At 39.2% G+C, this 22,613-nt stretch carries 24 protein-coding genes and 1 pseudogene; 10 read left to right on the forward strand and 15 right to left on the reverse strand.

Translation table 11 applies throughout. From position 1 onward, the window contains the following. The first annotated feature begins 418 nt into the window (after positions 1-418). Positions 419-1,258 carry an aldo/keto reductase gene (locus IV84_RS00055; RefSeq protein ID WP_046871155.1) on the forward strand — a complete coding sequence of 280 codons (840 nt, stop codon included), beginning with the start codon at positions 419-421 and terminating at the stop codon, positions 1,256-1,258. A 46-nt stretch (positions 1,259-1,304) separates the two neighbouring features. Here IV84_RS00055 and IV84_RS00060 read toward each other — a convergent pair whose 3' ends face one another. Further along, on the reverse strand, positions 1,305-2,492 hold the full coding sequence (locus IV84_RS00060) for an MFS transporter (RefSeq protein ID WP_056985945.1): 1,188 nt from the start codon (positions 2,490-2,492) through the stop codon (positions 1,305-1,307). Between the two features lie 138 nt (positions 2,493-2,630). Between IV84_RS00060 and IV84_RS00065 the strand changes: the two genes are divergently transcribed. Further along, positions 2,631-3,182 carry a YiiX/YebB-like N1pC/P60 family cysteine hydrolase gene (locus IV84_RS00065; protein WP_046871157.1) on the forward strand — a complete coding sequence of 184 codons (552 nt, stop codon included), beginning with the start codon at positions 2,631-2,633 and terminating at the stop codon, positions 3,180-3,182. 40 nt (positions 3,183-3,222) lie between these two features. Here IV84_RS00065 and lepB read toward each other — a convergent pair whose 3' ends face one another. Genes lepB through IV84_RS00080 form a run of 4 tightly spaced genes read right to left on the reverse strand, consistent with a single transcriptional unit; the run spans position 3,223 to position 5,095 of the window. Next, positions 3,223-3,672: a signal peptidase I gene (gene lepB, locus IV84_RS00070; protein ID WP_371861581.1), complete on the reverse strand. Its 450-nt coding sequence runs from the start codon at positions 3,670-3,672 to the stop codon at positions 3,223-3,225. Then, entirely contained in the window at positions 3,672-3,827 is a 156-nt protein-coding gene (locus IV84_RS11395) for a S26 family signal peptidase (RefSeq protein WP_414477485.1), read from the reverse strand. The genes lepB and IV84_RS11395 overlap by 1 nt, the downstream gene beginning before the upstream one ends. Positions 3,828-3,841: 14 nt before the next feature. Then, complete coding sequence (locus tag IV84_RS00075; protein ID WP_046871158.1) at positions 3,842-4,549, reverse strand: SDR family oxidoreductase; 708 nt, start codon at positions 4,547-4,549, stop codon at positions 3,842-3,844. 21 nt (positions 4,550-4,570) lie between these two features. Next, complete coding sequence (locus IV84_RS00080) at positions 4,571-5,095, reverse strand: GNAT family N-acetyltransferase (RefSeq protein WP_046871159.1); 525 nt, start codon at positions 5,093-5,095, stop codon at positions 4,571-4,573. A 121-nt stretch (positions 5,096-5,216) separates the two neighbouring features. On the opposite strand from IV84_RS00080, the gene IV84_RS00085 reads away from it, so the two are divergent. Then, the gene (locus tag IV84_RS00085) at positions 5,217-6,431 is read left to right on the forward strand and encodes a DUF2075 domain-containing protein (RefSeq protein WP_046871160.1); all 1,215 of its coding nucleotides are present in this window, start codon (positions 5,217-5,219) and stop codon (positions 6,429-6,431) included. A gap of 44 nt (positions 6,432-6,475) precedes the next feature. Here the strand turns inward: IV84_RS00085 and IV84_RS00090 are convergent, their stop codons facing one another. The 6 genes from IV84_RS00090 to IV84_RS00115 all read right to left on the reverse strand — a co-directional run bounded on the left by IV84_RS00090 (position 6,476) and on the right by IV84_RS00115 (position 12,099). Further along, positions 6,476-7,600: an NADH-dependent flavin oxidoreductase gene (locus IV84_RS00090; protein WP_046871161.1), complete on the reverse strand. Its 1,125-nt coding sequence runs from the start codon at positions 7,598-7,600 to the stop codon at positions 6,476-6,478. Positions 7,601-7,874: 274 nt separating this feature from the next. Continuing rightward, positions 7,875-8,276 (reverse strand): DUF1634 domain-containing protein, encoded by a 402-nt coding sequence (locus IV84_RS00095; protein ID WP_062903910.1) that lies wholly within the window; start codon positions 8,274-8,276, stop codon positions 7,875-7,877. Next, positions 8,276-9,121, reverse strand: coding sequence for a sulfite exporter TauE/SafE family protein (locus IV84_RS00100; protein WP_046871162.1), 846 nt, complete (start codon positions 9,119-9,121; stop codon positions 8,276-8,278). The genes IV84_RS00095 and IV84_RS00100 overlap by 1 nt, the downstream gene beginning before the upstream one ends. A gap of 129 nt (positions 9,122-9,250) precedes the next feature. Beyond that, complete coding sequence (locus IV84_RS00105) at positions 9,251-9,574, reverse strand: helix-turn-helix domain-containing protein (protein WP_052694478.1); 324 nt, start codon at positions 9,572-9,574, stop codon at positions 9,251-9,253. A 125-nt stretch (positions 9,575-9,699) separates the two neighbouring features. Further along, on the reverse strand, positions 9,700-10,740 hold the full coding sequence (locus IV84_RS00110; RefSeq protein ID WP_046871164.1) for an oxidoreductase: 1,041 nt from the start codon (positions 10,738-10,740) through the stop codon (positions 9,700-9,702). A 549-nt stretch (positions 10,741-11,289) separates the two neighbouring features. Next, positions 11,290-12,099, reverse strand: a complete 810-nt coding sequence (locus IV84_RS00115; RefSeq protein ID WP_046871165.1) for an alpha/beta fold hydrolase — start codon at positions 12,097-12,099, stop codon at positions 11,290-11,292. Between the two features lie 174 nt (positions 12,100-12,273). On the opposite strand from IV84_RS00115, the gene IV84_RS00120 reads away from it, so the two are divergent. Then, complete coding sequence (locus tag IV84_RS00120; RefSeq protein WP_046871166.1) at positions 12,274-13,032, forward strand: hypothetical protein; 759 nt, start codon at positions 12,274-12,276, stop codon at positions 13,030-13,032. A 29-nt stretch (positions 13,033-13,061) separates the two neighbouring features. Beyond that, positions 13,062-13,700 carry an AAA family ATPase gene (locus IV84_RS00125; RefSeq protein ID WP_046871167.1) on the forward strand — a complete coding sequence of 213 codons (639 nt, stop codon included), beginning with the start codon at positions 13,062-13,064 and terminating at the stop codon, positions 13,698-13,700. Positions 13,701-13,793: 93 nt separating this feature from the next. On the opposite strand, the gene IV84_RS00130 is transcribed toward IV84_RS00125, so the two are convergent. Continuing rightward, positions 13,794-14,000 carry a PLD nuclease N-terminal domain-containing protein gene (locus IV84_RS00130; RefSeq protein WP_046871168.1) on the reverse strand — a complete coding sequence of 69 codons (207 nt, stop codon included), beginning with the start codon at positions 13,998-14,000 and terminating at the stop codon, positions 13,794-13,796. An 82-nt stretch (positions 14,001-14,082) separates the two neighbouring features. Continuing rightward, positions 14,083-15,596: pseudogene (locus tag IV84_RS00135) on the reverse strand (gluconokinase). A 143-nt stretch (positions 15,597-15,739) separates the two neighbouring features. On the opposite strand from IV84_RS00135, the gene IV84_RS00140 reads away from it, so the two are divergent. Both IV84_RS00140 and IV84_RS00145 read left to right on the forward strand, forming a co-directional pair. Continuing rightward, entirely contained in the window at positions 15,740-16,384 is a 645-nt protein-coding gene (locus tag IV84_RS00140) for an NAD(P)-dependent oxidoreductase (protein ID WP_056985946.1), read from the forward strand. A 20-nt stretch (positions 16,385-16,404) separates the two neighbouring features. Continuing rightward, the gene (locus IV84_RS00145) at positions 16,405-16,887 is read left to right on the forward strand and encodes a nucleoside 2-deoxyribosyltransferase (protein ID WP_046871170.1); all 483 of its coding nucleotides are present in this window, start codon (positions 16,405-16,407) and stop codon (positions 16,885-16,887) included. Between the two features lie 70 nt (positions 16,888-16,957). Here IV84_RS00145 and IV84_RS00150 read toward each other — a convergent pair whose 3' ends face one another. Then, a complete protein-coding gene (locus IV84_RS00150) occupies positions 16,958-18,586 on the reverse strand; it encodes an ABC-F family ATP-binding cassette domain-containing protein (RefSeq protein ID WP_046871171.1) in 1,629 nt (542 codons plus the stop codon). Between the two features lie 185 nt (positions 18,587-18,771). On the opposite strand from IV84_RS00150, the gene IV84_RS00155 reads away from it, so the two are divergent. Next, a complete protein-coding gene (locus IV84_RS00155) occupies positions 18,772-19,443 on the forward strand; it encodes a Crp/Fnr family transcriptional regulator (protein WP_046871172.1) in 672 nt (223 codons plus the stop codon). Between the two features lie 166 nt (positions 19,444-19,609). Here IV84_RS00155 and IV84_RS00160 read toward each other — a convergent pair whose 3' ends face one another. Beyond that, positions 19,610-20,158 (reverse strand): ferritin-like domain-containing protein, encoded by a 549-nt coding sequence (locus IV84_RS00160; RefSeq protein WP_046871173.1) that lies wholly within the window; start codon positions 20,156-20,158, stop codon positions 19,610-19,612. A gap of 193 nt (positions 20,159-20,351) precedes the next feature. Between IV84_RS00160 and IV84_RS00165 the strand changes: the two genes are divergently transcribed. Both IV84_RS00165 and pepT read left to right on the forward strand, forming a co-directional pair. Further along, entirely contained in the window at positions 20,352-21,215 is an 864-nt protein-coding gene (locus IV84_RS00165) for an ROK family protein (RefSeq protein ID WP_046871174.1), read from the forward strand. 119 nt (positions 21,216-21,334) lie between these two features. Next, positions 21,335-22,579, forward strand: coding sequence for a peptidase T (gene pepT / locus IV84_RS00170; RefSeq protein WP_056985947.1), 1,245 nt, complete (start codon positions 21,335-21,337; stop codon positions 22,577-22,579). The last annotated feature ends 34 nt before the right edge of the window (positions 22,580-22,613 follow it).

A 22,613-nucleotide genomic window follows, 5' to 3' on the forward strand; every position in this document is an offset into this window, starting at 1 on the left:
CGGGCTGTAACGTAGTGCGAGTTCTTGTGGCAAAGATAGCCGCAAGAACTCGCACCCCGTTCCAGGCCAAGTGAGCCGAAGAACGGTAATTAACCTAATTTGGGTGAATTAAATCGTTTAATAACAGTAACTGAAGTCATTTTTTACTTTCAACCTTTAGATTTTATACCTAGAACATGGAAATAAGGCAATGGCTCGGAATCTAACCGCCCTATTTCCAACTCTCTTTTTAGGACAGCTTCACAAAGCAAACCACAAGATCTAAGTGCGCCTCTGGCGGGATTGCGATCCCACCGCCGTCACCCTTAGTTTTTGTAGTTTAACCGCTTTGTTCCACTCACTTGATCACTTTTAATTTCATTTTTTGTTATTCGTGGTATTGTTAAGCTAACTTAAAAATGAAATGGAGAGATGTTTGATGACTGCTTTAACTGATACATTTACGCTTCGCAACGGGGTTAGAATTCCTAAAGTTGGTTTTGGTACCTGGCAAGTTCCCGATGGCGACGTTGCCTATAATGCCGTCGCTAATGCTTTGAAAGCTGGCTATCGTCATATTGACACAGCTTGGCAATACCAAAATGAAAAGAGTGTGGGTAAGGCCATTCGTGATTCGGGCATCCCTCGTGATCAAATTTTTGTCACCACTAAATTACCTGCAAAAAGTAAAAGTTATGATGAAAGCCTAAAATTCTTTGAAGAAACCATGCAAAATCTTGGACTAGACTACGTAGATCTTTACTTGATTCACGCCCCATGGCCATGGGAAGAAATGGGTGCTGATTATTCCAAAGAAAACGTAGAAGTTTGGCGTGCAATGGAAAAAATTTATAAATCCGGGCGCGCAAAAGCCATCGGAATCTCCAATTTTAACGTACAGGACCAAAAAAACATTCTCGAAAATTGTGAAATTGAACCCATGGTTAATCAACTTCAATATTACATTGGCTACACAGAGCCTCAGAATGTGCAGTTTGCAAAAGAAAGCGGCATGCTGGTTGAGGCCTTTTCACCACTTGCCACTGGCTATTTATTGAAAAATGACACCGTCGCTGATATTGCTAAACAAAACAATGTTACCATTGCCCAATTAGCTATTAAATACTGTATCCAACATGACATTCTCCCATTACCTAAGGCTGTCAATCCAGCTCACATTAATGAAAACAAGGAATTAGATTTTGTGATTCCAGATGAAGACATGGAAACATTGGATAGTTTAGTAGATACAGCTCCTGGTGAAGACCATAACGAATAATTATTAATACCACAAAGGCTCACTTACATTTCAGTAAGCGGGCCTTTTAGATCCTCTTAAATAAAGTTTGGCGGTGATTAATTAGAATTCCTAATCCCGTCATAATTATTGACAGTAACATAACTAAAATAAGGATTGGTTCCCAACTATTTAACCGATTTTGCACAAACCCAAACAAGACCGGGCCAACCGCTCCGACAATATAGCCGAGTGATTGCGCCATTCCTGAAAGTGCGGTTGTTTCTTGGACAGTCGTTGCCTTTTTTTGAAAAAATACAATACAGACACTAAAGGCGGCTCCTGAAGCAGCTCCCATGATGATTGAAAAAAACGCATTTATCCAAAATCCATGCGTCACCACACTCAATCCAGCAGCACCACCGATAAACCCAATCCCCACAATGGCAACGATGATGCGCATGCCATGCTTCTTTTCAGCTAGTAACGGCACTGTAAGTGAAAGTGGCAACACACTTAACTGAAATAATGTCGCTAAGCTTCCAGCCTGAACTGTCGAAAATCCGCGTGATATCCAAATTGTCGGTAACCAGGTTAACAAAGAATAGTAAAGCAACGACTGGATGCCAAAAAATAAAGTAATTATCCACGCAAGCGAGGCCCGCCACACTGAACGTGAGGTTTGTGGGCGCTGATTGTATTTAATTCGCACCGGTTTCATCACCAAGAGACATAAAACCCACACGATCAATCCGGCAACCCCGACCAAGGAAAAAGTACCCATTGTTGTCTGGAGGTTGGTTTTGGTGGCCAGGAGTCCAGAAAAACCAGTCCCGATTGAGGCCACTAATCCCATAGATACAGTATATAAACTAGTTTTTATTGCAATTTGAGTTGGAAACCGTTCCTTGATAATTGCTGGTAACAAGACATTGCCGCCTGCAATCCCGGCACCAACCAAACAGGTCCCGATCATCAATGCCCAGATAGTAGGTATAATTCTTAAATAGCTTCCAATGGTTAGCAAAATTAATGCTGCTAACAAAGTCCGCTCACTCCCATATTTGTTTCCAGCTTTTGCAATGAGGGGTGAAATCAGCGCAAACATGACCAATGGAATGGTGGTCAGCAAACCTGCTAATGATGGAGCAAGGCCTACGCTCCGCTTCAGATCAGACAGTAACGGTGGTAACATGGTGATTGGGAGCCGGAGATTCGCTCCAACCAGAAAGATTCCAAACGTTAAAATTGCGGCCGAATCCTTTTTTCGTGACATAAAACAACTTCCTAAATTTATAATATTTTAAACACTCGCTTTTTAGCTTATCACAGTTTGTTTTGAATCGTTAAAAGGCAATCAAAAAATTAGACTGACAATCCTCTGTTTCTAAAACACATATCAAGGAGTCAAAAAATGTTTAAAAATGCTGATCTCTTATTTATCCAAAGTGTTCCCGATAACTTGTCAGACGCCATCTTGGAAAGCACCGCCACTTCAAAAACACCTAATTATGATCACGTCGCCTTACTTGAAGTAACCGCAAATAACGAATTTTTTGTTCTTCACACCCTTCCTTCAACCGGAAGTATTCGCGAAACTTTTAAAAAGTTCAAAACACGTCAGTGGGCAAAAATTGATTTATATCGCGCCACTCAAAAAATAGATGCTCCTTTAATTATTGAACAGGCCAAACAGCTTCTCGGACAAGTTTATAATGCCAGCTACGTTCCCAGTGCACCGGGCTATTACTGTGCTGACTTTATATATATAGCCTTTGAGCCCACACAAATATTCCATCTAATTCCGATGAACTTCATGGATCAAGAACATAAACAAATTTTACCTTTTTGGCGAAACCATTATGCAAAGTTAGGTTATTCTGTTCCAAACGGTGAGTTAGGTTTAAATCCAAATGACATGACTCAACAAGGCACAGTAACTAAAATTGAAAGCCTGACTCCATAAAAAAACACTGCCCAAAATTTCTGGACAATGCTTTTGATTTTTAATTTTGATCGTTAACTAATTTATGGTTCTTATTCCAAAATGGCGTTTTTACGACACCGTAAATTTTATTTTTAGGCACAAATCCATAGTACCGACTGTCATTAGAAACAATTCGGTTATCACCAAGCACGAAATAATAGCCCTTTGGAACCTGGGTTGCTCCGCGAAACTTCGGCCAATTTTCAAATTTACTTAAGCTAGCCAGTGTAAAACTCTTAACGCCAATAATATCTAGAGTTCCGGCCGTTTGCTGATTTTTACTAATATAACTCTGTGAAACTCTTTTTCCGTTCACAGTTAGTGTTCCATTAGCTCGATAGGTAATCCGGTCTCCCGAAACTGCAGTTACTCTTTTGACATATTCAAGCTTTTTATTTTTAACTCCGGGGTCAACTCCATAAGCGCCAAAAATCACGACTGAGTTTCGCTCAATCTTCGCCTGATGCACTAAAAGCCAACCCGTTCACTATTTTGTAAGTTAGGCTTCATTGAATCTCCCCTAACTACCGCTACTGAAAAAAAACTGGCCCGAATAATAATTGCTAAAACAAGTCCAATCGCAACAGGTAATAACCAACTTAACACTGATTTTAAATATTTCAATTTTCTCCTACCTTCTACAAATCAACGCCGCCATCAATTCGCATAATCTGCCCCGTCATAAATTCATTTTCCATACAGTATAAATAGGCCGACGCCACTTCTTCCACAGTTCCAACTCTTTTAAGCGGAACATTTTTGGCAAACGTTGCCGCCTGTTTCTCCAACTCAGTAGCTGGTATAGATCGCCACAATCCTGTTGGTGTCCACGTTGGTGAAACGGCGTTAACTCGATAATCTGGCGCCATTTCCACAGCCAAACCAGCCACCATTGTATTAATGGCTTGGTTTCCAACAATCGCGCCCGAAGCATCACTTGGATGACCACCTGATCCAGATGTGAAAATTAATGACCCGTGACGTTTCAAATGCTTGCTGGCAATTTTAGCAAGTTGCAAGTTCACGAAGAACTTTTCTTCAATGGTTTTACGAATTAACGCGAGTGAGCTATCCAAAAATCCACCACCCATCGCCCCACCGAGAGTCGAAATCACGTGATCAAATGGCTCCTGCGTTTCAAAAAAAGCCGTTAACGCTTGGGGGTCCCGTGCATCAATTGCCTGCCCCATTACGCCATTAGTTTGGTCCAGAAATTCACTCAACCGCTGTTCACTGTGGCCAATAACATGAATATCGGATTCTTTCTTTAGAGCTTGTCTAGCAACTTCTGCGCCAAATCCAGACGTTCCACCGATAATTAAAATTCGTTGATTTTTTAAATTCACAGTTTTCCTCCAACTGGTCTTTTAAAATATTTTGTACCATTGTAACGCCACACTAATGTTTGGATTGGCCGTATAAAATAAAGTATCTACCCCGCCTAGTTGTAAACCACGTTTTTGATAAAACTGACAGGCATTGAGGTTATCATCTTGAGCCTCTAGTTGAATTCCAACATAATCATTCTCTCGAGCCCATTTTTCTGCGGCTGCGAAGAGTTGTTGACCAATCCCCGCATGCCGATGGCCGGCTTTAATCGCAATGTTTTCAATATAACAAAACTTGTTCCAATTTCTAAACATCCGAATCTGGCCAACATTTTTTCCATCCAAATAAGCAAAATAAAGTTGCTTTTGAGGATCGGTTAAATAAGTTTCATCTGGTTTTTCGGAAGGAAATTTAGTTTTCTTAGCAACTGCAAAAGGTTCTTCAGTAACTGTCCATTTACCGCCCTTAAGCGTTGGAATGACACGTCCTGTTAATTCAAATGGCGTGTTTGACACATCCCAATCTGCCATATTTTCTTTGGTTAAGCCCACAATTTCAATCATTTTCAGTAACTTCCTTTTTTGCTAAGTATACCACTGACTAATTTACATTCTGGCCATAAATTGCCAAATACCCTCAATCTGTTTTACTATGAAAGTAACTTTTCCAGAGAGAAGGATTCCCATGTCTGAAGACCATACCAACGATGCTCGCTACAAACTATCTCCTTTTAAGCCGCTATCTGCTGATCAATTAAGCCTTAAAAACAAAATTCTAAAATTTATTAACCAGCATCTTAACCATTCGGACCACGCCATTTTCACAATTTACGGTGAAGCTGGGACCGGTAAAAGTGTTGTGCTAAGCCAAATTTTTAATGATATCCAAACTGCCGCTCGCAGTGATTCTACCAGCGATATCTATGCCACTAAAAACATTTTTTTAGTTAACCATCCTGAAATTTTGAAAGTTTATCAAGAAATTGCTGGTGACCAGCCTCACCTGTATAAAAAAGATTTTGATCGCCCAACCACGTTTATCAATCGTCGTCATAAAGATCATCTCATGTATGACATTGCCGTGATTGACGAGGCTCATCTCTTGTTATCACGCCCCGATCGCTATAATAATTTTGATCAACAAAATCAGCTGACAGAAATTATTCATAATAGCAGAATCGTCATTTTAGTTTTTGACGAAAATCAGGTACTCAAAACTAAAAGTTTTTGGAATCGAGAGCGTTTAGAAAAACTTGTCCAGCCTTATCCTCATGAAAGCTATGTCCTTCACAACCAATTCCGGATGCATGCAGATCCCAAATTGGTAGACTGGATTGATAGCTTTACACATGGCAAAATTGAACCCATCCCGCTTAAACGAAATGATCACTTTGATTTTCGTATCATGACTGACGCGGAAGAGATGTACCAATTAATAAAAAAACAAAATGACCGCGTCGGTTTATCGCGAATTGTGTCCACAACTGGTTATCCCTCAAAATTAGATGGTGGTAAACATTATATTGTGGAAGGAAACTTTAAACTTCCCTGGGATCAATACAACTATTCCAGCCAATCCTGGGCAGAAAAACCGACCACGATTAACGAAGTCGGCTCAATCTATACTGTTCAAGGATTTGACTTGAATTATGTGGGCGTTATCCTTGGCCCGCCAATTGAATATGTCCCTAAGACGGACGGCGTGACGGTTAACCTGGATAAAGTGACAGATAGTGAAATTTTTAAAAAAAGGGACGATTTAACCGATCCTAAGAAATTAAAAGCAATCAAAATTCGTTTGATTATGAACACCTTAAATGTCTTGTTAAAACGCGGTGTCCATGGACTATACATTTATGCAAGCCAACCTACGCTCAGAAAAAGACTCACCCAAAAGTAAAAATCATTCCTTAACAGTAATCTGTTAGGAGTGATTTTTTGCATTTATTCATTGGTAATATGAATGGCATCTTTAAATGGACCTTTCAAAAAGTCCCATAATGGTTCGGTAATGCCCAATTCATCCAAATCACTCGGCGATAGCTCATATCGAATAGATTTTTCATCATTGGCCATTACTTTTTGAACCCAATTTGGTTCACGAATTAATTCTTGACCCATTGCTGCAAATTCAAATCCGGCATCCATTACCTTTTCAACATCAGCTGGTTTGGTTAATTGCCCAACCACAATCATTGGAACTTGATGATCAACCACCTTTTGAATTTTTTCAATAATCGGTTGTGAATCCGTTGAATCGTTCAAAGAAGTTTGCCATGCCTTGTTTAAAGAAACATGAAGGTAATCAATCCCACTTTTAATCAAGCGGGGAATTAAGGTCAGTGTGTCATCAAGCCGAATTCCAGGTGTTTCAATTTCTTCTGGAGAAATGCGATATCCGACAATAAACGTCCGCGGTGCATACTGATCAGCTACTCGGCGAACTTCTTCAGCAACTGCCACTGGAAAGTTCATCCGCTGTTCCAACGAGCCACCCCACTGATCACGCCTCCGATTGGAATCTGGAGAGAAAAACTGTTGGATTAGATAGGTATTAGCACCGTGAATCTCGACACCATCAAAACCGGCTTGAATGGCCCGTTTGGTGGCTGCACCAAAATCTTTAATAATTTTTTCAACTTCATGCTCGCTTAATTTTCGTGGTGTTTCCGAATTTGCTCTTGTAGCTTTAACTGCACTCGCACTGACGGGTTGTTCACCACGTAAAATCGCAGTATTAGTCATGCGCCCAGCATCAAAAATTTGAAGAATCGCTTTTGCGCCTTGGCTCTTCATTGCAGCTGCCAATCGGGAAAGCTGTGGGATATCTCGATCTTCAGTGACTGAAAGCTCACCTTCAAATCCTTTGCCTAACTTAGAAACATTCGCACAACCAGTAATCTCCATCCCGACACCACCGGCCCGTTTACGATAGTACTCAATTTCGTCGTTCGACACAACGCCATTCTCAAAAGCACTTCGTTCAGTCATTGGTGGCATCACAATCCGGTTTTTAACGGTTGCCCCATTTGCAAAAGTATACGCATTTAAAAATTGATAATCTGACATACTTTCATCCCTTTTCGTGTATAATACTTATCCAGTATAGTTCACTACTTGGAAATCACCGCTCATTTTGACTTGATCGATTCACTAATTGCGAAGTTTTCGAACAGGGTACAAGGCAAAACTAGGCCGATATACGGTTCGTGAATCTACTAAACTATTCAGTTTCAAAATAAAAACAAGCTACCGTCTACTTCCGATAACTTGCTCACATGTTTTATTGTGCCCCTGCCAAGGAACTCAATTATACCACGCTACTTAATTTTGCCAGTAAATTTTATTTACCGAGATACCCGATGCCCATTCCGATTAGTAAAATAACCAGAACAAAGGTCGTGATCCAAACGTAAAGGTGATCTTTTTCCTTCGCAAATGCATAAATGGAAACAGCTACTCGTAAAACTGGTGTCAAAATCAGTAAGAAGAGTCCTAACATCATGATTGCAAAGGGTTTTAAGGCTAAAATTCCGGCCGTAATGGACTTCACCGTGATTGGATAAACATTTGGCGCGTAGCCTGTTTTTCCGGTAACTGCCAGTAATAAAATTCCAATCAGAATAACAGCGGCAGAAATAATAACTCCGATCCGTAAAACCTGGCCAATGATCAGTTCAATCTGATTCATTTCCTCCATTTTTTTCGTATCTTCTGCTAACTCTGTTTTTTTATTTTGTGCCATTAGATTGTCACCCCAAATCCTTTAAGGAACATTTGCAATCCAATATAAAACAAAATTGGAATGAAAATCATCCGTAAAACGCGGGCGCGCAAATGTTTCATAATCTTGGAACCGATTGCCGCGCCTACTAGGATTCCAATGGCCAAAGGTGCCGCAATTTCTGGTTGGATTGAGCCATTAAAGAAGTACACGGTTGCGCTGGCCGCCGCCGTAACCCCCATCATTAAATTACTAGTGGCACTTGATGGCTTCAAAGGCATTTTCATAATTGTGTCCATCGCAATCACTTTAAATGCACCACTACCGATCCCCAACAAACCACTAGCCAAGCCAGCGCCCAGCATCATTGTAAAACCGCCAGGCACATTTGCCACCTGGTAATCAATCCGTTTGTCGACCGCATTATCATAATAACTACCATTTAATTTTAGTTTAGTCGACAAAGAATCCGGTTGAATTTTATCAGTGGTTTCTTTGCCAGACCGCATTTTTCGATACATGTTCCATGCTGAAAATAAAAGTAACAATCCAAATAATATGTATAATACTGCGGATGGCAATAATCCCGTTAAGATCGCGCCAGCAATTGCACCAATGGTTGTCGCAATTTCCAGAAACATTGCTACTCGTAAATTCAACATATCATCTTTTAAGTAAGCAACGGTCGCTCCCGAACTAGTTGCAATAACCGAAATGATACTGGCACCAATTGCATATTTAATGTCCAGCCCCATCGCAAGTGTCAGGATTGGCGTCACAATCATCCCACCGCCAATGCCGAAAATCGCGCCAAAAATTCCAGCGGCCAATCCGACAACAATTAATAACATAATCGTATTTATCATGAGATCCTCCTCAGCTCCTATCGCCACTTTCCACTCGTAAAGCAGCTCACAACCTATGTTACTGGAAACCTCCCTAACAATCAATTAAACTCCAGCCTTTCAGCCAGAGTTTAATTGATTATTTATAATTTACGAAAATCGACTAAGCGCCCAAACTATGAATCCACCCAGGGCAAAAAGTAACCACCAGTAGCGGGCCAAAAAGTCCCATACTGACATTGGCTGCCCTGCCACAACTTCATTAAACTCTTGTTGACCTTTTCCGCGAACCAGTTGGTCCAAACTAATTTCAAATAAATTACTGAGATCGATCAAATTTTCTACACTTGGAGACTGACCACCTTGTTCCCACTGCTTAATATTCTCTTCTCCCACACCAACTCGTTTTGCCAATTCAGCTTGGGATAACTTCAAACGTTGTCGATTTTTGATAATTTCACTTTGCAGCTCCATTGTCATCACCTCTCTACTTTAATTATGATAACAATAAGCTTTTTAGTAAAGAAAGCTGCCTGTAAAAACAAAAAAAAGAATCTTGAATGCCCACAAACTAGCACACTCAAAATTCCAATTGGCTTTTAAAACTTTACAACACTAGGACTTGGTTGTTGAATCCCGCGTTCAAGGATTTCAATATCCAAGAGCGTTTCTTCATCACTGACCAACTTGGCCTTTCCATTAACGATACTGTCATACAAGGTGTCATAAATTCGGCCGTAATCTCCCTGAACAGTTGGAATTTGTTTTTCAATCCAATCACCATTTTTATTATGATACTTTACATGACCAAATTTATCAGGCGTGTCCTGACCAAAATCATCTGCATCAGGCATGATTCCCTGTTTTAAATCATTCTCTTGTTGATCAATATCATATTTCAAATAAGAACCCGTTGTTCCATGCAAAATAAATCTTGGATATGGATCAGCGACTAATGGATTAGTTTTCACCGTGACCTTCAGTTTTCCGTAGTGCAGGTCCATTTGATAATAATCATCCAACGTACTTTTTGAATTTTGAATTGCGCGAATATCATAGGCAACAGACTCTGGCTTGCCAAACAACGCCAGCATTTGATCCAACATATGAATTCCTAAACCATAAAAAGTCCCATTAATCTTGTCTCCGGTATGAACTTGGTCATCTGGACGATATTTATCCATATGAGATTCAATCTCAAGCGGTTCGCCAACATAGCCACGGTCCAGAACTTTTTTTAAGGTTAAATAATCACTATCAAAACGCCGATTCTGATAAGGCATCGCAATTAAATGCTTTTCCTTAGCCAAATCTAGTAACTGCTTGGTTTCTGCCACCGTTTTACAAAATGGTTTTTCAACAAGTACATTTTTACCACTTTCTAACACTTGTTTGGCAAAATCAAAATGCGTATCTGCTGGGGTACAAACAGTAATTAACTGAACTTCATCATCTTTTAAAACTTCATCCAAATCCGTCGTAAATTTGATTCCCATATTTTGATAAGCAGTCTCTCGTTCTGGATGACGGCGATGGTTATAGATATACTTAACCTCAATATTCTTCCGCTGTTTCAAATAAGGTAAATGATACCGATTTGCACTCTTACCAAAACCAATGATTGCCATTTTTAATGCCATGTTGTATGATCTCCTATTCATTATTAATGTATAATTTTGCTATCGCAAAATCTTATTTTCATTACGGATGTCCATCCTTCTAGGCCAAAAACCGGCCACGCGGACTGGCTCCTATTCAAATATTAATGTCTATTTTGCATCCGCAAAATCCTATTTTCATACGGATGTCCATCCTGCCATGCTTCTTGCGGTCTGAACTTCGGCCACAAGAATGGTCAACGTCCGCAACATCCAAGATCATTAGCGTACTTTGCTGATGATCCTCCTTACCGTGGAGTAGTTCGCTACACCGCTAAAGCGGCTAGTCGGACTGGCTCCTATTCATTATTAATGTATAATTTTGCTAGCGCAAAATCTTATCTTCACTACGGATGTCCATCCTTCTAGGCCGATAACCGGCCACGCGGACTGGCTCCTGTTCAAATATTTATCCGCTACACATCTAGCTGAATAAACAGATTAATCATCCTTTGCCCATTAACCTAATCATAAGCGAGGTAGAAACCGTTTTCAAGTGTTAAAAAAATGAATCACTTTTAAGCCTTTCTTCTATAAAAGTTGATTCAAAAAATTTGTCGTTTCATGAATCACACGACTGCTTTCTGTCCAATGCAAAAAATGAGAATCACCAAAACAACTAATTTTAGAAAATGGGTGATCATTTTTAAATTCAGAGGTTTGATACTCAGATTGTCGTTTTGTTCGTGAAAAAATCAAAACGGGAATTTTGTTTGGAATCGAAATTTTTTTTACGCTTTGAATACTGCTTTTTAAATTTTCAGCTTCATTAACTTGAGTTTCGTTATCTAGCAACTTTTGAAAAATTTCTAATTGTTTGTTCCAATCAACACTATTCAAATTTGGATTAATCAGACTTTTTAGTTCAGATTCAGGAATTTTACCTTGTGCCCGATCTCTGGCAACCTCCTGTGCTTCTTCCTTCGTTACTCTAACCATATCATCTACGTCCATTTCGGCAACTCCCGTAACTGGTTCCACCCCAATCACGGCTTGTACATAATCTGAAAATCGTTTTATATATCCTAAAGCGTACAGGCCACCAAGACTGTGCGCAAAAATAATCACTTTATGAATCTGCTCTTTATTCACAATTGATTGAGTTTCCGCAAGAATATTGTCAATGGTTCTTTCACTACGTGTCAGATCGCTCTCCCCATATCCCAATTGGTCAATCGCTAAAATACCATATTTATCAGGTAATGCCGTAATAATATTTTTAAAACCCAGGTAACAATTTGCACCACTTGAACCTTGAAAAAATAAAACTGTCGGATAAGTTTTGGCTGCAATTTTAAAATAATAATGAATATATCCATGCCCTGTATCAATAGTTTTCATAAAGTCATCCCCTATTACTTCGATAAAGTATAGTTTACATCCTAATCAAAAATTAATAAATGCTATTTTTGCTTTCAAATGGCTACCATAAATTAAATTTAGATTAGTTTATAATTGTGTTCATATGCTTTCCGTTGTAAAATAAATTATATACGTTTGTGAGGAGACTCTAAAATGCTACATAAAATAATGGTTTTGGCACATTTTTATTTAAAAATGAATTTAAGAGAAAAAACTGTCTTTATTTATACACTAGGTTTCCCAACGGCCTACTTTATGATAAGTCAGTCTAAACTTATTTTTGCTCAGACCCACCAGTCATCAACCGATATCATAAACCTTCTTTTTGAATTCTGGGCATACATATTAATTTGTTCTATTTTAAACGGTGTCACTGACGCCATGGTATCTGGTCGTGAAAACAACCTTTTAAAAACCTTTACCTATCTCACTGGTAATAAAAAGATTTTCTTTTTTGCGCATCTTATCACCCAACTAGTCTTAACTTTAGGTGAAATTCTTTTATTCACCCTAGCAGCTATGCTCTTAATGCACAGTTTTAACTTTATGATCTTGTTAATCAGTATTTTCTATACCTCAATTGGCGTTTTCACTTTAGGAATCTTTGCAAATCTTCTTTTGTTGTTCCACATCAAGGTTCAAACTTATAACGTTTTGGCGAATGGTACGATTTTTGCAGCTTTGTTGTTAAGTGCAGTTCATCCCGGTGCACATTTCTTACATTTTTTAATTGATTTTTTCCCTTTAAATTACGCAACTGACATTTTGAATGTTATTTTGATGAGCTTTCATCAGGAAAATGTCGATCCTTTTGTTCTTTTAACAGTCCTAATTGTTACCATCAGTTATTTAAGTATCGGTTTTTTATCATTAAATCACGCTTCTATTGCCACAAACACTTCTAAATATTAATAACCGCAGTATTCACTTGGAGAAGATATATGAAAATCAATCATTTGAATTTTAGTTACGTAAAAACAGTCGCTCCTATTTTTAAAGATCTCAGTTTAAAATTTAAAACAAATCAGCTAAATGTTATTCTCGGTCCTAATGGTACTGGAAAATCTACACTACTAGATTTAATCGCTAATGTAGATAATCAACGTAATTCTTGTTTTCAACAATTCCCAGAAATCTCTCAAATTGCGTATTTAACACAACACATGTCCTTCCCTGAAGAAGCAACTGGCCAAGAAATTATTGATCTTATTTGCTCCCTAGACCAAGTCCAAATCAATTTTCAAAATGAAGAAACAAAGTCCTACTTACAAAAAATAACTCCACTTCGCCTAGGAAATATGTCAGGCGGCGAGCGTCGCTTTATAATGGACTTTTGCGTAAGTTGTTTGAACCGAAATTTATTCTTATTTGATGAACCAGATAACGCTCTTGACCCTTACGCAACAAAGTTAATTATGTTTATTTTTGAGCATTTAATTCAGCAAGGAAAACAAGTTATTTTAACGACCCATCATATTGAAAATGTTCCAAATTATAATGCTTGGATTGTTCAAATTAATCATGGTACTTGCAAATTTCAAGGTGACTTAAAAACTTTTAAACTAAAAATAAACTCTTAAAATATTTATCCTAACAAAAAACAGTAGCTAATTTGATCACTCTCATGATTAAATCGGCTACTGCTTAATTATTTTTGCTGGTCCTGAATAGTTTTATTTATCCGTCCGAATCTTTCCAAATCCATAATAAGATAAAGCTCCAAATGGTGGCACTACAAATACCAGCACACTCCAGATCAACTTATTACCATGTTTAAATTCATGACTCTTCAAGATATCTACAAAGGCAAACAGTTGAATTAATCCTCCTAAAACAACGATTGGCCAATACTGTTGTTTAAACTCATGCTTCTTTCCCATAATAATCACGCTCCCTTAATTAAATATTCACTAATTTAAATTAAGTATGCGCCACGTTGAAAACGTTTGCAATTCAAATACATTATTTTGAATATTTTTGTTGAAATGCTGCAATTTTGGCGTACTCTGGTTCAACCAACTGACTAGTTTCCAGCCAAATCTTCATGAACTCATGGTATCTTTGTGCCCGTTTTTTATTTGGTTGCCACTGTTTAGAATCAGAAACCAGTCGATGAATTTCTGTCAGATCCGAAACTAATCCTAAACTGTGCATTCCCATCACAGCCGCACCCAATGCTGACCCCTCATGATTATCTGGAACCGTTACTGGCTGATCAAAACAGTCAGTTAGAATTTGAATCCATAAATCTGCTTCAGAAAAACCACCTGTTGCTTGAATACTCTTGATCGGTCCAGCAACTTGATCAATTCGTTGAGCCACTTCACAAAGATTCAATACAATTCCTTCAAGAACCGCCCGAACCATATCTGCCTGAGTATGTTGGCGTGTCAATCCGAAAAATATTCCCCGCGCATTAGCATCCCAAATTGGTGCACGTTCACCACCTAAGTACGGTAAGAAAACCAATCCATGCGCACCAGAAACTGATTTCGCCGCCATTTGCATTAATTCTGGATAGGTTGGTTTCTTATCTCCCGAAAACCATTGATCACGAACCCAACGTAAAATAATGCCGCCATTATTAACAGGACCGCCAACTAGCCAACGCCCTTTTCCTAACACATAGCAGAATAGTTTGCCTTGCGGATCAAAGACCGGATGATCAACTACCATACGCACGGCACCACTCGTTCCAATGCTGACGGCTAGTTTTCCAGGTGTAATTGCGTCGACCCCTAGATTAGCTAAAGCCCCATCGCTACTACCAATAATAAATGGCACATCTGATTTCAGACCCAATAATTTAGCATTTGATTCGCTCAACCCAGTTAGCTGCGTTTCAGTATCTACCAGCTCTGGTAGTTGCGCTTTGGTAATTCCTGCAATCTTTAACGCTTGCTGATCCCAATCTAATGTCTGTAAATTAAGTAGACCCGTCGCTGAGGCCAATCCATAATCCATGACATAACGCCCAAACAGTCGATATAAAACATAATCCTTAATTCCAATAAATTTCGTTGCTTGGGCAAACAAATCAGGCCGTTCCTGACGAAACCACATAATTTTGGTTAAGGGTGTCATCGGATGATTTGGTGTTCCTGTCTGTCTATACAGTTCTTGGGCCATTCCGTTTTGCTGTAGTGCAGCACTGACTTTTTCTGATCGATTATCCGCCCAAGTCACAACTCTCGTTAAAGGCTGATTATTCTGATCCATTAAAATCAAACTGTGCATCGCCGCTGATAACGAAACACCAACCAATTCAAAAAAGTTTCCTGTTTATTTTTTAAAACATTACGAATTCCTTGGGTCACTGCTGAAAAAATCTGTTCCGGATCTTCTTCAGCCATCCCTAATTGATTTTGATATAACGGATACCCAATATTTTGACTGGCTAAACTTTTACCGTTTAAATCAAATAAAATTGTTTTGGTACTTGTGGTCCCAATATCAACGCCAATAATTGCTTTCATGAACTTTCTCCAATATATTTCAATATAAACCCGATCAAAGCTTATAAAACTATTTACTAACATTCGGGTATGATTTGTTTTATAATTTTAATTATAGATGTTAAATAAACGTTTTACCAAAAATATTGAAAGGTCGTTTAAATATGAAAATTGGAATTATTGGTGCTACTGGAAATACTGGTTCAAGTCTTGTTAAAGAAGCTCTGGGACGCAATCATCAGGTTACTGCTCTCGTACGTAACGCCGACAAAGCTAAATCACTATTTGCAGATACAGTCACGATCATTGCAAAAGATGCTTTCGCTTTTAACAAACAAGATTTTGCGGGATTAGACGTCTTAATCGATGCTATTAGTTTTCCAACCCAAAAGCATCTTGCATACGATCAGTTAGATCTAGCAGCTCAACTCATTCATATGTTTCGGGAAACTGACTCACCTCGGTTAGTGTTCATTTTAGGTGCCGGCAGTCTTCGAACCGACGGTGGTTTGGAAATTGACCAATTAAGAAAAACCCCCGGTGCGGCAGCTTGGATTGATACCCCTGAAGCTCAGCATCAAGAACTCAACTTTTTACGTACCGTTTCCAACGTAAATTGGCTAGGTGTGTCACCTTTTGCAAATTACACAGTCGGCCCTAAAACAGCCTACGTCCGTGGTTCTGATGACTTATTATTTGATGATAATCATAAATCTGAAGTTTCTACTGGCACCTTTGCTGCAGCTATTTTAGATGAACTTGAGCAACCAAGCATCCATCAGGCCCGCTTTACCGTTCGCAACAAATAAGAAACCTAAAGGAGAATTCCATGCAACCCAAATCCGTTTACCTTGCTGGTCCATTTTTCAGTGAAGGTCAAAATCACCGTGTCACCACAATTAAAGGCTTACTTGAAAAGAACCAAACCGTTAATTCAGAAGCCATTTTTCTTCCTGGCAAAGATGAATACACTGCTGCAGAGGCAGGCTCCTTCGAATGGCAAATTGCTACGTTCAACGCTGACATTCGTCAAATCGACCAGGCCGACGTGGTGGTTGCCATCCTAGACTATGAATTAGAAAACGACAAACATGTTCCCGATTCTGGCACTATTTGGGAATGTGGATACGCCTATGGGCAACATAAATCAGTTATCCTCGTTCGTTTCGATAAAAACGAAAAACAGGCCATTAATTTAATGTTAGCTGGGAGTTATACTGCTATTTTCAATGGTGAAACTGATATTAAAAAATTAGCGGATTACGATTTCTACAATTTGCAAAGCAAGTACGTACCGTTAGATGTTGTTTAAAATTCTCCACGAAAAAAGATCGAGATAAGTAAATTATACTTATCTCGATCTTTTTTGTTTTCAAAACTTTTTAATCAGCATACAAAGCTTCAACTTGTTTTTGAATATCTTTATGATCCATAAACTCGTCATAACTGGTTTCTGAACGATCAACAACACCTTTATCAGAAATCTCGATAATGTGATCCGCAATCGTTTGAATAACCTGACGATCATGAGAAGTTAAAATAATCGAGCCCGTGAAGTTAATGAGCCCATCATTTAACGACGTAATTGATTCCAAATCCAAATGGTTCGTTGGGTCATCCATCAACAACACGTTAGCCTTACTCAACATCATCTTGGACAACATACAACGAACTTTTTCGCCACCAGATAGTTTCGTAATTGACTTGTTAACATCCTCACCAGAGAACAACATTTTGCCCAAGAATCCTCGTAAGAATGTATTGTCACTCTCTTCTTTAGAAGCATACTGACGTAACCACTCTAAGATATCTAAACTATCATCTTCAAAATAGGCATTGATATCTCTTGGCAAATAACTCTTTGTGGCCGTTTGTCCCCAGGTCACAGTTCCAGAATCAGGTTCCATTTCACCAGCAATAATCTGCAGCAAAGTCGTTGTTGCGACATCATTACGGCTCAACAAAGCAGCTTTTTCACCGGGCTTTACAGTGAACGTAATGTTATCTAAAATCTTCACACCATCGATTGACTTGGAAAGCTTGTCCACTCGTAGCAAATCATTTCCTAATTCACGTTCTGGTGTAAAACTAATAAATGGATATTTACGCGTAGATGGCCGAATATCATCTAACGTAATCTTCTCTAATTGCTTCTTTCGGGAAGTCGCTTGTTTTGATTTCGAAGCATTCGCACTAAAACGAGCCACAAATTCTTGCAGTTCCTGGATTTTTTCCTCTTTTTTGGCGTTCGCGTTTTCTTTTAACTTAGCAGCTAATTGACTAGATTCCATCCAAAAATCATAGTTTCCTACATATAATTGAATCTTACCAAAGTCCACGTCACACATCATGGTACAAACTTCATTCAAAAAATGACGGTCATGAGAAACCACGATTACGGTGTTTTGGAAGTCACCTAAGAAGTTTTCCAACCATGTAATTGTCTGAGCATCCAAACCATTAGTAGGCTCATCCAAAACTAAGATGTCGGGAGAACCAAATAAAGCCTGGCCCAAAAGGACTTTCACTTTTTGACTTTCGGTTAACTCACTCATTTTCTGAGCTTGCATGGTTTCATCAATTCCGAGTTGTTGCAACAGTTGAGCTGCATCAGATTCAGCACTCCAACCGTCCATTTCGGCAAACTCGCCTTCCAGCTCACCGGCTCTAATTCCGTCAGCATCCGTAAAGTCAGCCTTCGCATACAAAGCATCTTTTTCTTGCATAATTTCATACAGCTTTTTATGGCCCATAATGACCGTATCCAAAACTTTTTCCGTTTCAAACGCATAATGGTCCTGTTCCAGGCTTGACATTCGTTCGTTATCAGAAATGGAAATATGTCCTGACGTTGGCTGGAGTTTACCTTCCAATATCTTTAAGAAAGTTGACTTTCCGGCTCCGTTAGCACCAATAATGCCGTAGCAATTTCCAGGTGTAAACTTCAAATTAACATTTTCATAGAGCTTGCGATCTGAAAATTGCATACTCATATCGGTAACTGTTATCATTTAATTCCCTCACTTTATCTGTGTTCAAGTTAATTCACAATCTATAAAATGTATCATAAAATAGCCCATGAAAGCAAGCTATTCGGGCTATTAGAGCAATTAAGTGCCAAGTAACCGTTTCATTTCACTCAACTACACTTTCATGCTATTCTGTAGGTACTTAAATCTATGAACGAGGTCACGTTATGCAAAAATCTGAACACGATTGTATTAAGTTGGTTCCCCTCTTTGACCACTTACCAGATGAAGATGTTGATAAAATTGAGGCCATCATCACCCACAAACACTATGCGGCCGGTGAATCACTCTTTCTTGACGGTGATGATCTGGATACCTTAATGATTGTCGCAAACGGGCAAGTTAAAGTCTCAAAAATTGCTGCAAATGGACGCGAACAACTTCTCTACCTCTTACAAACTGGTGATTTCGATGGCGAAGGCGCCCTTTTCCAGGACAAAACGCACACTTCTTCTGCGGTGGCTTTAATTCCCACAGCAGTTTGCCAAATTAGTCGGAAAAATTTTCAAAAATTATTGTCACAATCTCCAAGTATCAGCATGAATCTGATTAATGAATTCGGTCAGCGTATCTCGTCCCTCGAGAAAAGAACGACCGAAGCCGCGACAGAAAGTGTCGAAGCACGGATTGGTAGCTATTTAGTTGAAACTGGAGCTAGTCTCGATAAAGATACTTTTAAACTGCCCATCAAAAAAAAGGACCTCGCAATTTATCTCGGCACTACTCCCGAAACAGTTAGTCGAAAACTAACCGATTTTGAAAGTAAGGGCTGGATCTCACAAGGTCCTCAAAAACAAATTAAATTATTGGATAAGGATGCATTGGTCTTACTAGACTAAACGTGCTTAAAAAGACAACTTCCTCCGCTTAGCTACAATGACCAAACGATTCCAAGTGCGAATCTTTCGGTCATTTAGGCTGCCATGAGAACTTGTTGCTTTAGCAACTTTAGTTCTTTGGACAACGGCAGTATGCTCGGAAGCTTACCGTCTTTTACGACACTCTCTAGTCATCGTCCTCATCATCTTCTTCTAGGCCATCGCCAGCAGCATTACCAACTAATCCTTGAAGAACACGAATTGCATGATTATCGTCCCCACGTAATTGTTCCATATAACTACGTAATGCGGGACGATTTTCTTTTTCTGCAAGTTTGATGGCCCGATCAACAAACAAGTTTTGGGTAACAAAATCTTGCACAGTTTCGCTTACCATTTCGTCAGCAGAAAAATATTTATTCTTGCCATTTTCACCAATCATGGAATATTCACTATATTCTGCGGTTGTTGAGGATGGTTTTTCATTTTCATCTAGTAATAATTCGCCAACTTCATCATAGTGACGGCGATTGTCTTCAATCAAAGCTTGGTATACCTGGCGAATAGCTGGCGCACTTAAGCCCTTCACATACCAAGTTGTTTGATGGAGTTTGGCGTCTAACACCGTAAAGTTTGAAACAATATGATTAACCATGGCACCAGCGGTTGGAACATGATGATCAATATCGGCCTGTTTTTGTTCTGCTGCAAATAATTCTTCTGGAGTTTTTGACATTTTTAATTCCTCCTAATTTCTTAATATACTTGTATTGTATCTAGTCTTTTTAAAAATTAAATTGACTGAGATCAAGTTTTGTAAATAGCGACGACCTACTAGATATCGTTTTTGGCGACATTCTTATGCTATAATCATTATGTTAGCGATTACAAAAAATAAATATAACAAGTTACATAGGAGGAGAATTTTTATGAAATTAGGTGCAATTGAAGCTGGTGGAACCAAATTTGTATGTGCGGTTAGCGATGGCGATTTTAATGTAGAGGACCGAACCCAGTTTCCTACCACAACCCCAGATGAAACCATGGCACAAGTTTTTGCTTATTTTGATCAACATCCTGTCGATGCCATTGGGATTGGCTCGTTTGGCCCCGTTTCTTTAAACGAAGACGCTGCTGATTTTGGTTTTATTACCAACACCCCAAAATTAGCTTGGAAGAACTATGATTTTCTTGGCGCAATGAAAACCCATTTTGATATTCCGTTTTACTTCACAACCGACGTCAATGTCGCAGCTTATGGCGAATATCAAGCTGGTGCTGGCCGCGGTAAAAAGAATATTTTGTACTGGACAGTTGGAACCGGTGTGGGTGCTAGTTACATTCAAAATGGTAAATTTCTCCAGGGATTTAGCCATCCAGAAATGGGCCATATTTTATTAAGACATGATCCACGTGATCACGATTTCGAAGGCGTTTGTCCTTATCATGGCGACTGTTTTGAAGGCTTAGCAGCTGGTCCGGCCATTGAAAAGCGCTTCGGCAAAAAAGGTTTCGAATTAGATCCTAGTGATGAGTTCTGGGAAATCGAGGCGAATTATATTGCCCAAGCTTGCGTCAACGCTACATTGATTTTACGCCCAGATGTCATCATCTTCGGGGGTGGCGTTATGAAACAAGCCCAGTTATTCCCACAAATTCAGGCTTCATTTGTGAAACAATTGGCAGATTACGTAGATACGCCAGAAATTTCGGATTACATTATTCACGTTGAGTTGGGTGATGATGCCGGAATTACGGGTGCCTTAATGCTGGCAAAGAAGGCACTTAAATAGGATCGCGTTCAAAGCTCTGACTTGTTCAGAGCTTTTTTGATTGCAGACTGTCTGCTTCCCCTTCTTTCGTAATTAGGATAAAATACATGTAACAACTAAAAATATGAGGAGTGATTTAATTGGCAAAATATGAAACATTATTACCTAGATTTTTAAAATATGTCAAAACTAATACGCGTTCAAATCCTGATTCAAAAACAATTCCAACTGATCCAAAGGAAGTCGCTTTTTTAAAAACTTTGGCTCAAGAATTAACTGATCTTGGTTTACAAGATGTCCACACCCAACCTCAAAGCGGCTATGTTGTGGCCACTTTACCAGCTAATGATGACGGTAAGACCCCGATTTTAGGTTACATTGCCCATATTGATACGGCCGATTTTAACGCTGAAAATATTGACCCCCAGATTCACGAAAACTATGACGGCGAATCCGACATTCCGTTGAGTAAGGATGGCAAATGGGTTTTAAAGACTTCAGACTTTCCAGCATTACACGACTATAAGGGACAAACTTTAATTACCACCGATGGCACTACCCTCTTAGGGGCTGATGATAAATCTGGGGCAGCCGAAATCATGACTGCCATGGAATATTACATGGCTCACCCAGAAGTTAAACACGGTGAAATTCGGGTTGGGTTTGCCCCCGATGAAGAAACTGGTACCGGTGCTGACCACTTTGATGCCAAAGACTTTAACACAAAATATGCTTATACCGTTGATGGCGGTCCCCTAGGTGAGCTTGAATACGAAACCTTTAACGCCGCTCAAACAACTGTAGAGATTCAGGGTAATGAAGTGCATACGGCAACCGCAAAGGGCGTTATGGTAAATGCGCTCCAAGTTGGGATTGACTATCACAATCTTATTCCAGCTGGTGACCGTCCTGAACTTACTGATGGCCGGCAAGGTTTCTTCCACCTCTTCAAAATGTCTGGCACCCCAGATCATGCCAAACTTGTGTACATTATTCGTGACCATGATCGCAAAGTATTTGAACAACGCAAACAAGAACTCCAAAACATTGCTGATAAACTCAACACTGAGTTTGGAGAAGAACGCGTGAAAATCGAAACGCATGATCAGTATTACAACATGCGGGAAATTCTCGAAAAAGATATGACACCCGTTAAATTGGCACAAGCGGCAATGGAAAACTTAGATATCAAACCTAACATTTATCCCGTTCGTGGTGGGACAGATGGTTCGAAGATTTCTTTCATGGGGATTCCAACCCCTAACCTCTTTGCCGGTGGCGAAAACATGCATAGTCGTTATGAATTTGTTTCGGCCCAAACAATGGAAAAAGCCGTTGATTTGATTCTCGAAATTAATAAACTGAATAGTGACCAAAGTAAATAATTTTTCCAATATTAAAAGCGTTAGTGCTTGAATC

Source organism: Pediococcus damnosus, assembly GCF_001437255.1.
Lineage (GTDB): Bacteria > Bacillota > Bacilli > Lactobacillales > Lactobacillaceae > Pediococcus > Pediococcus damnosus.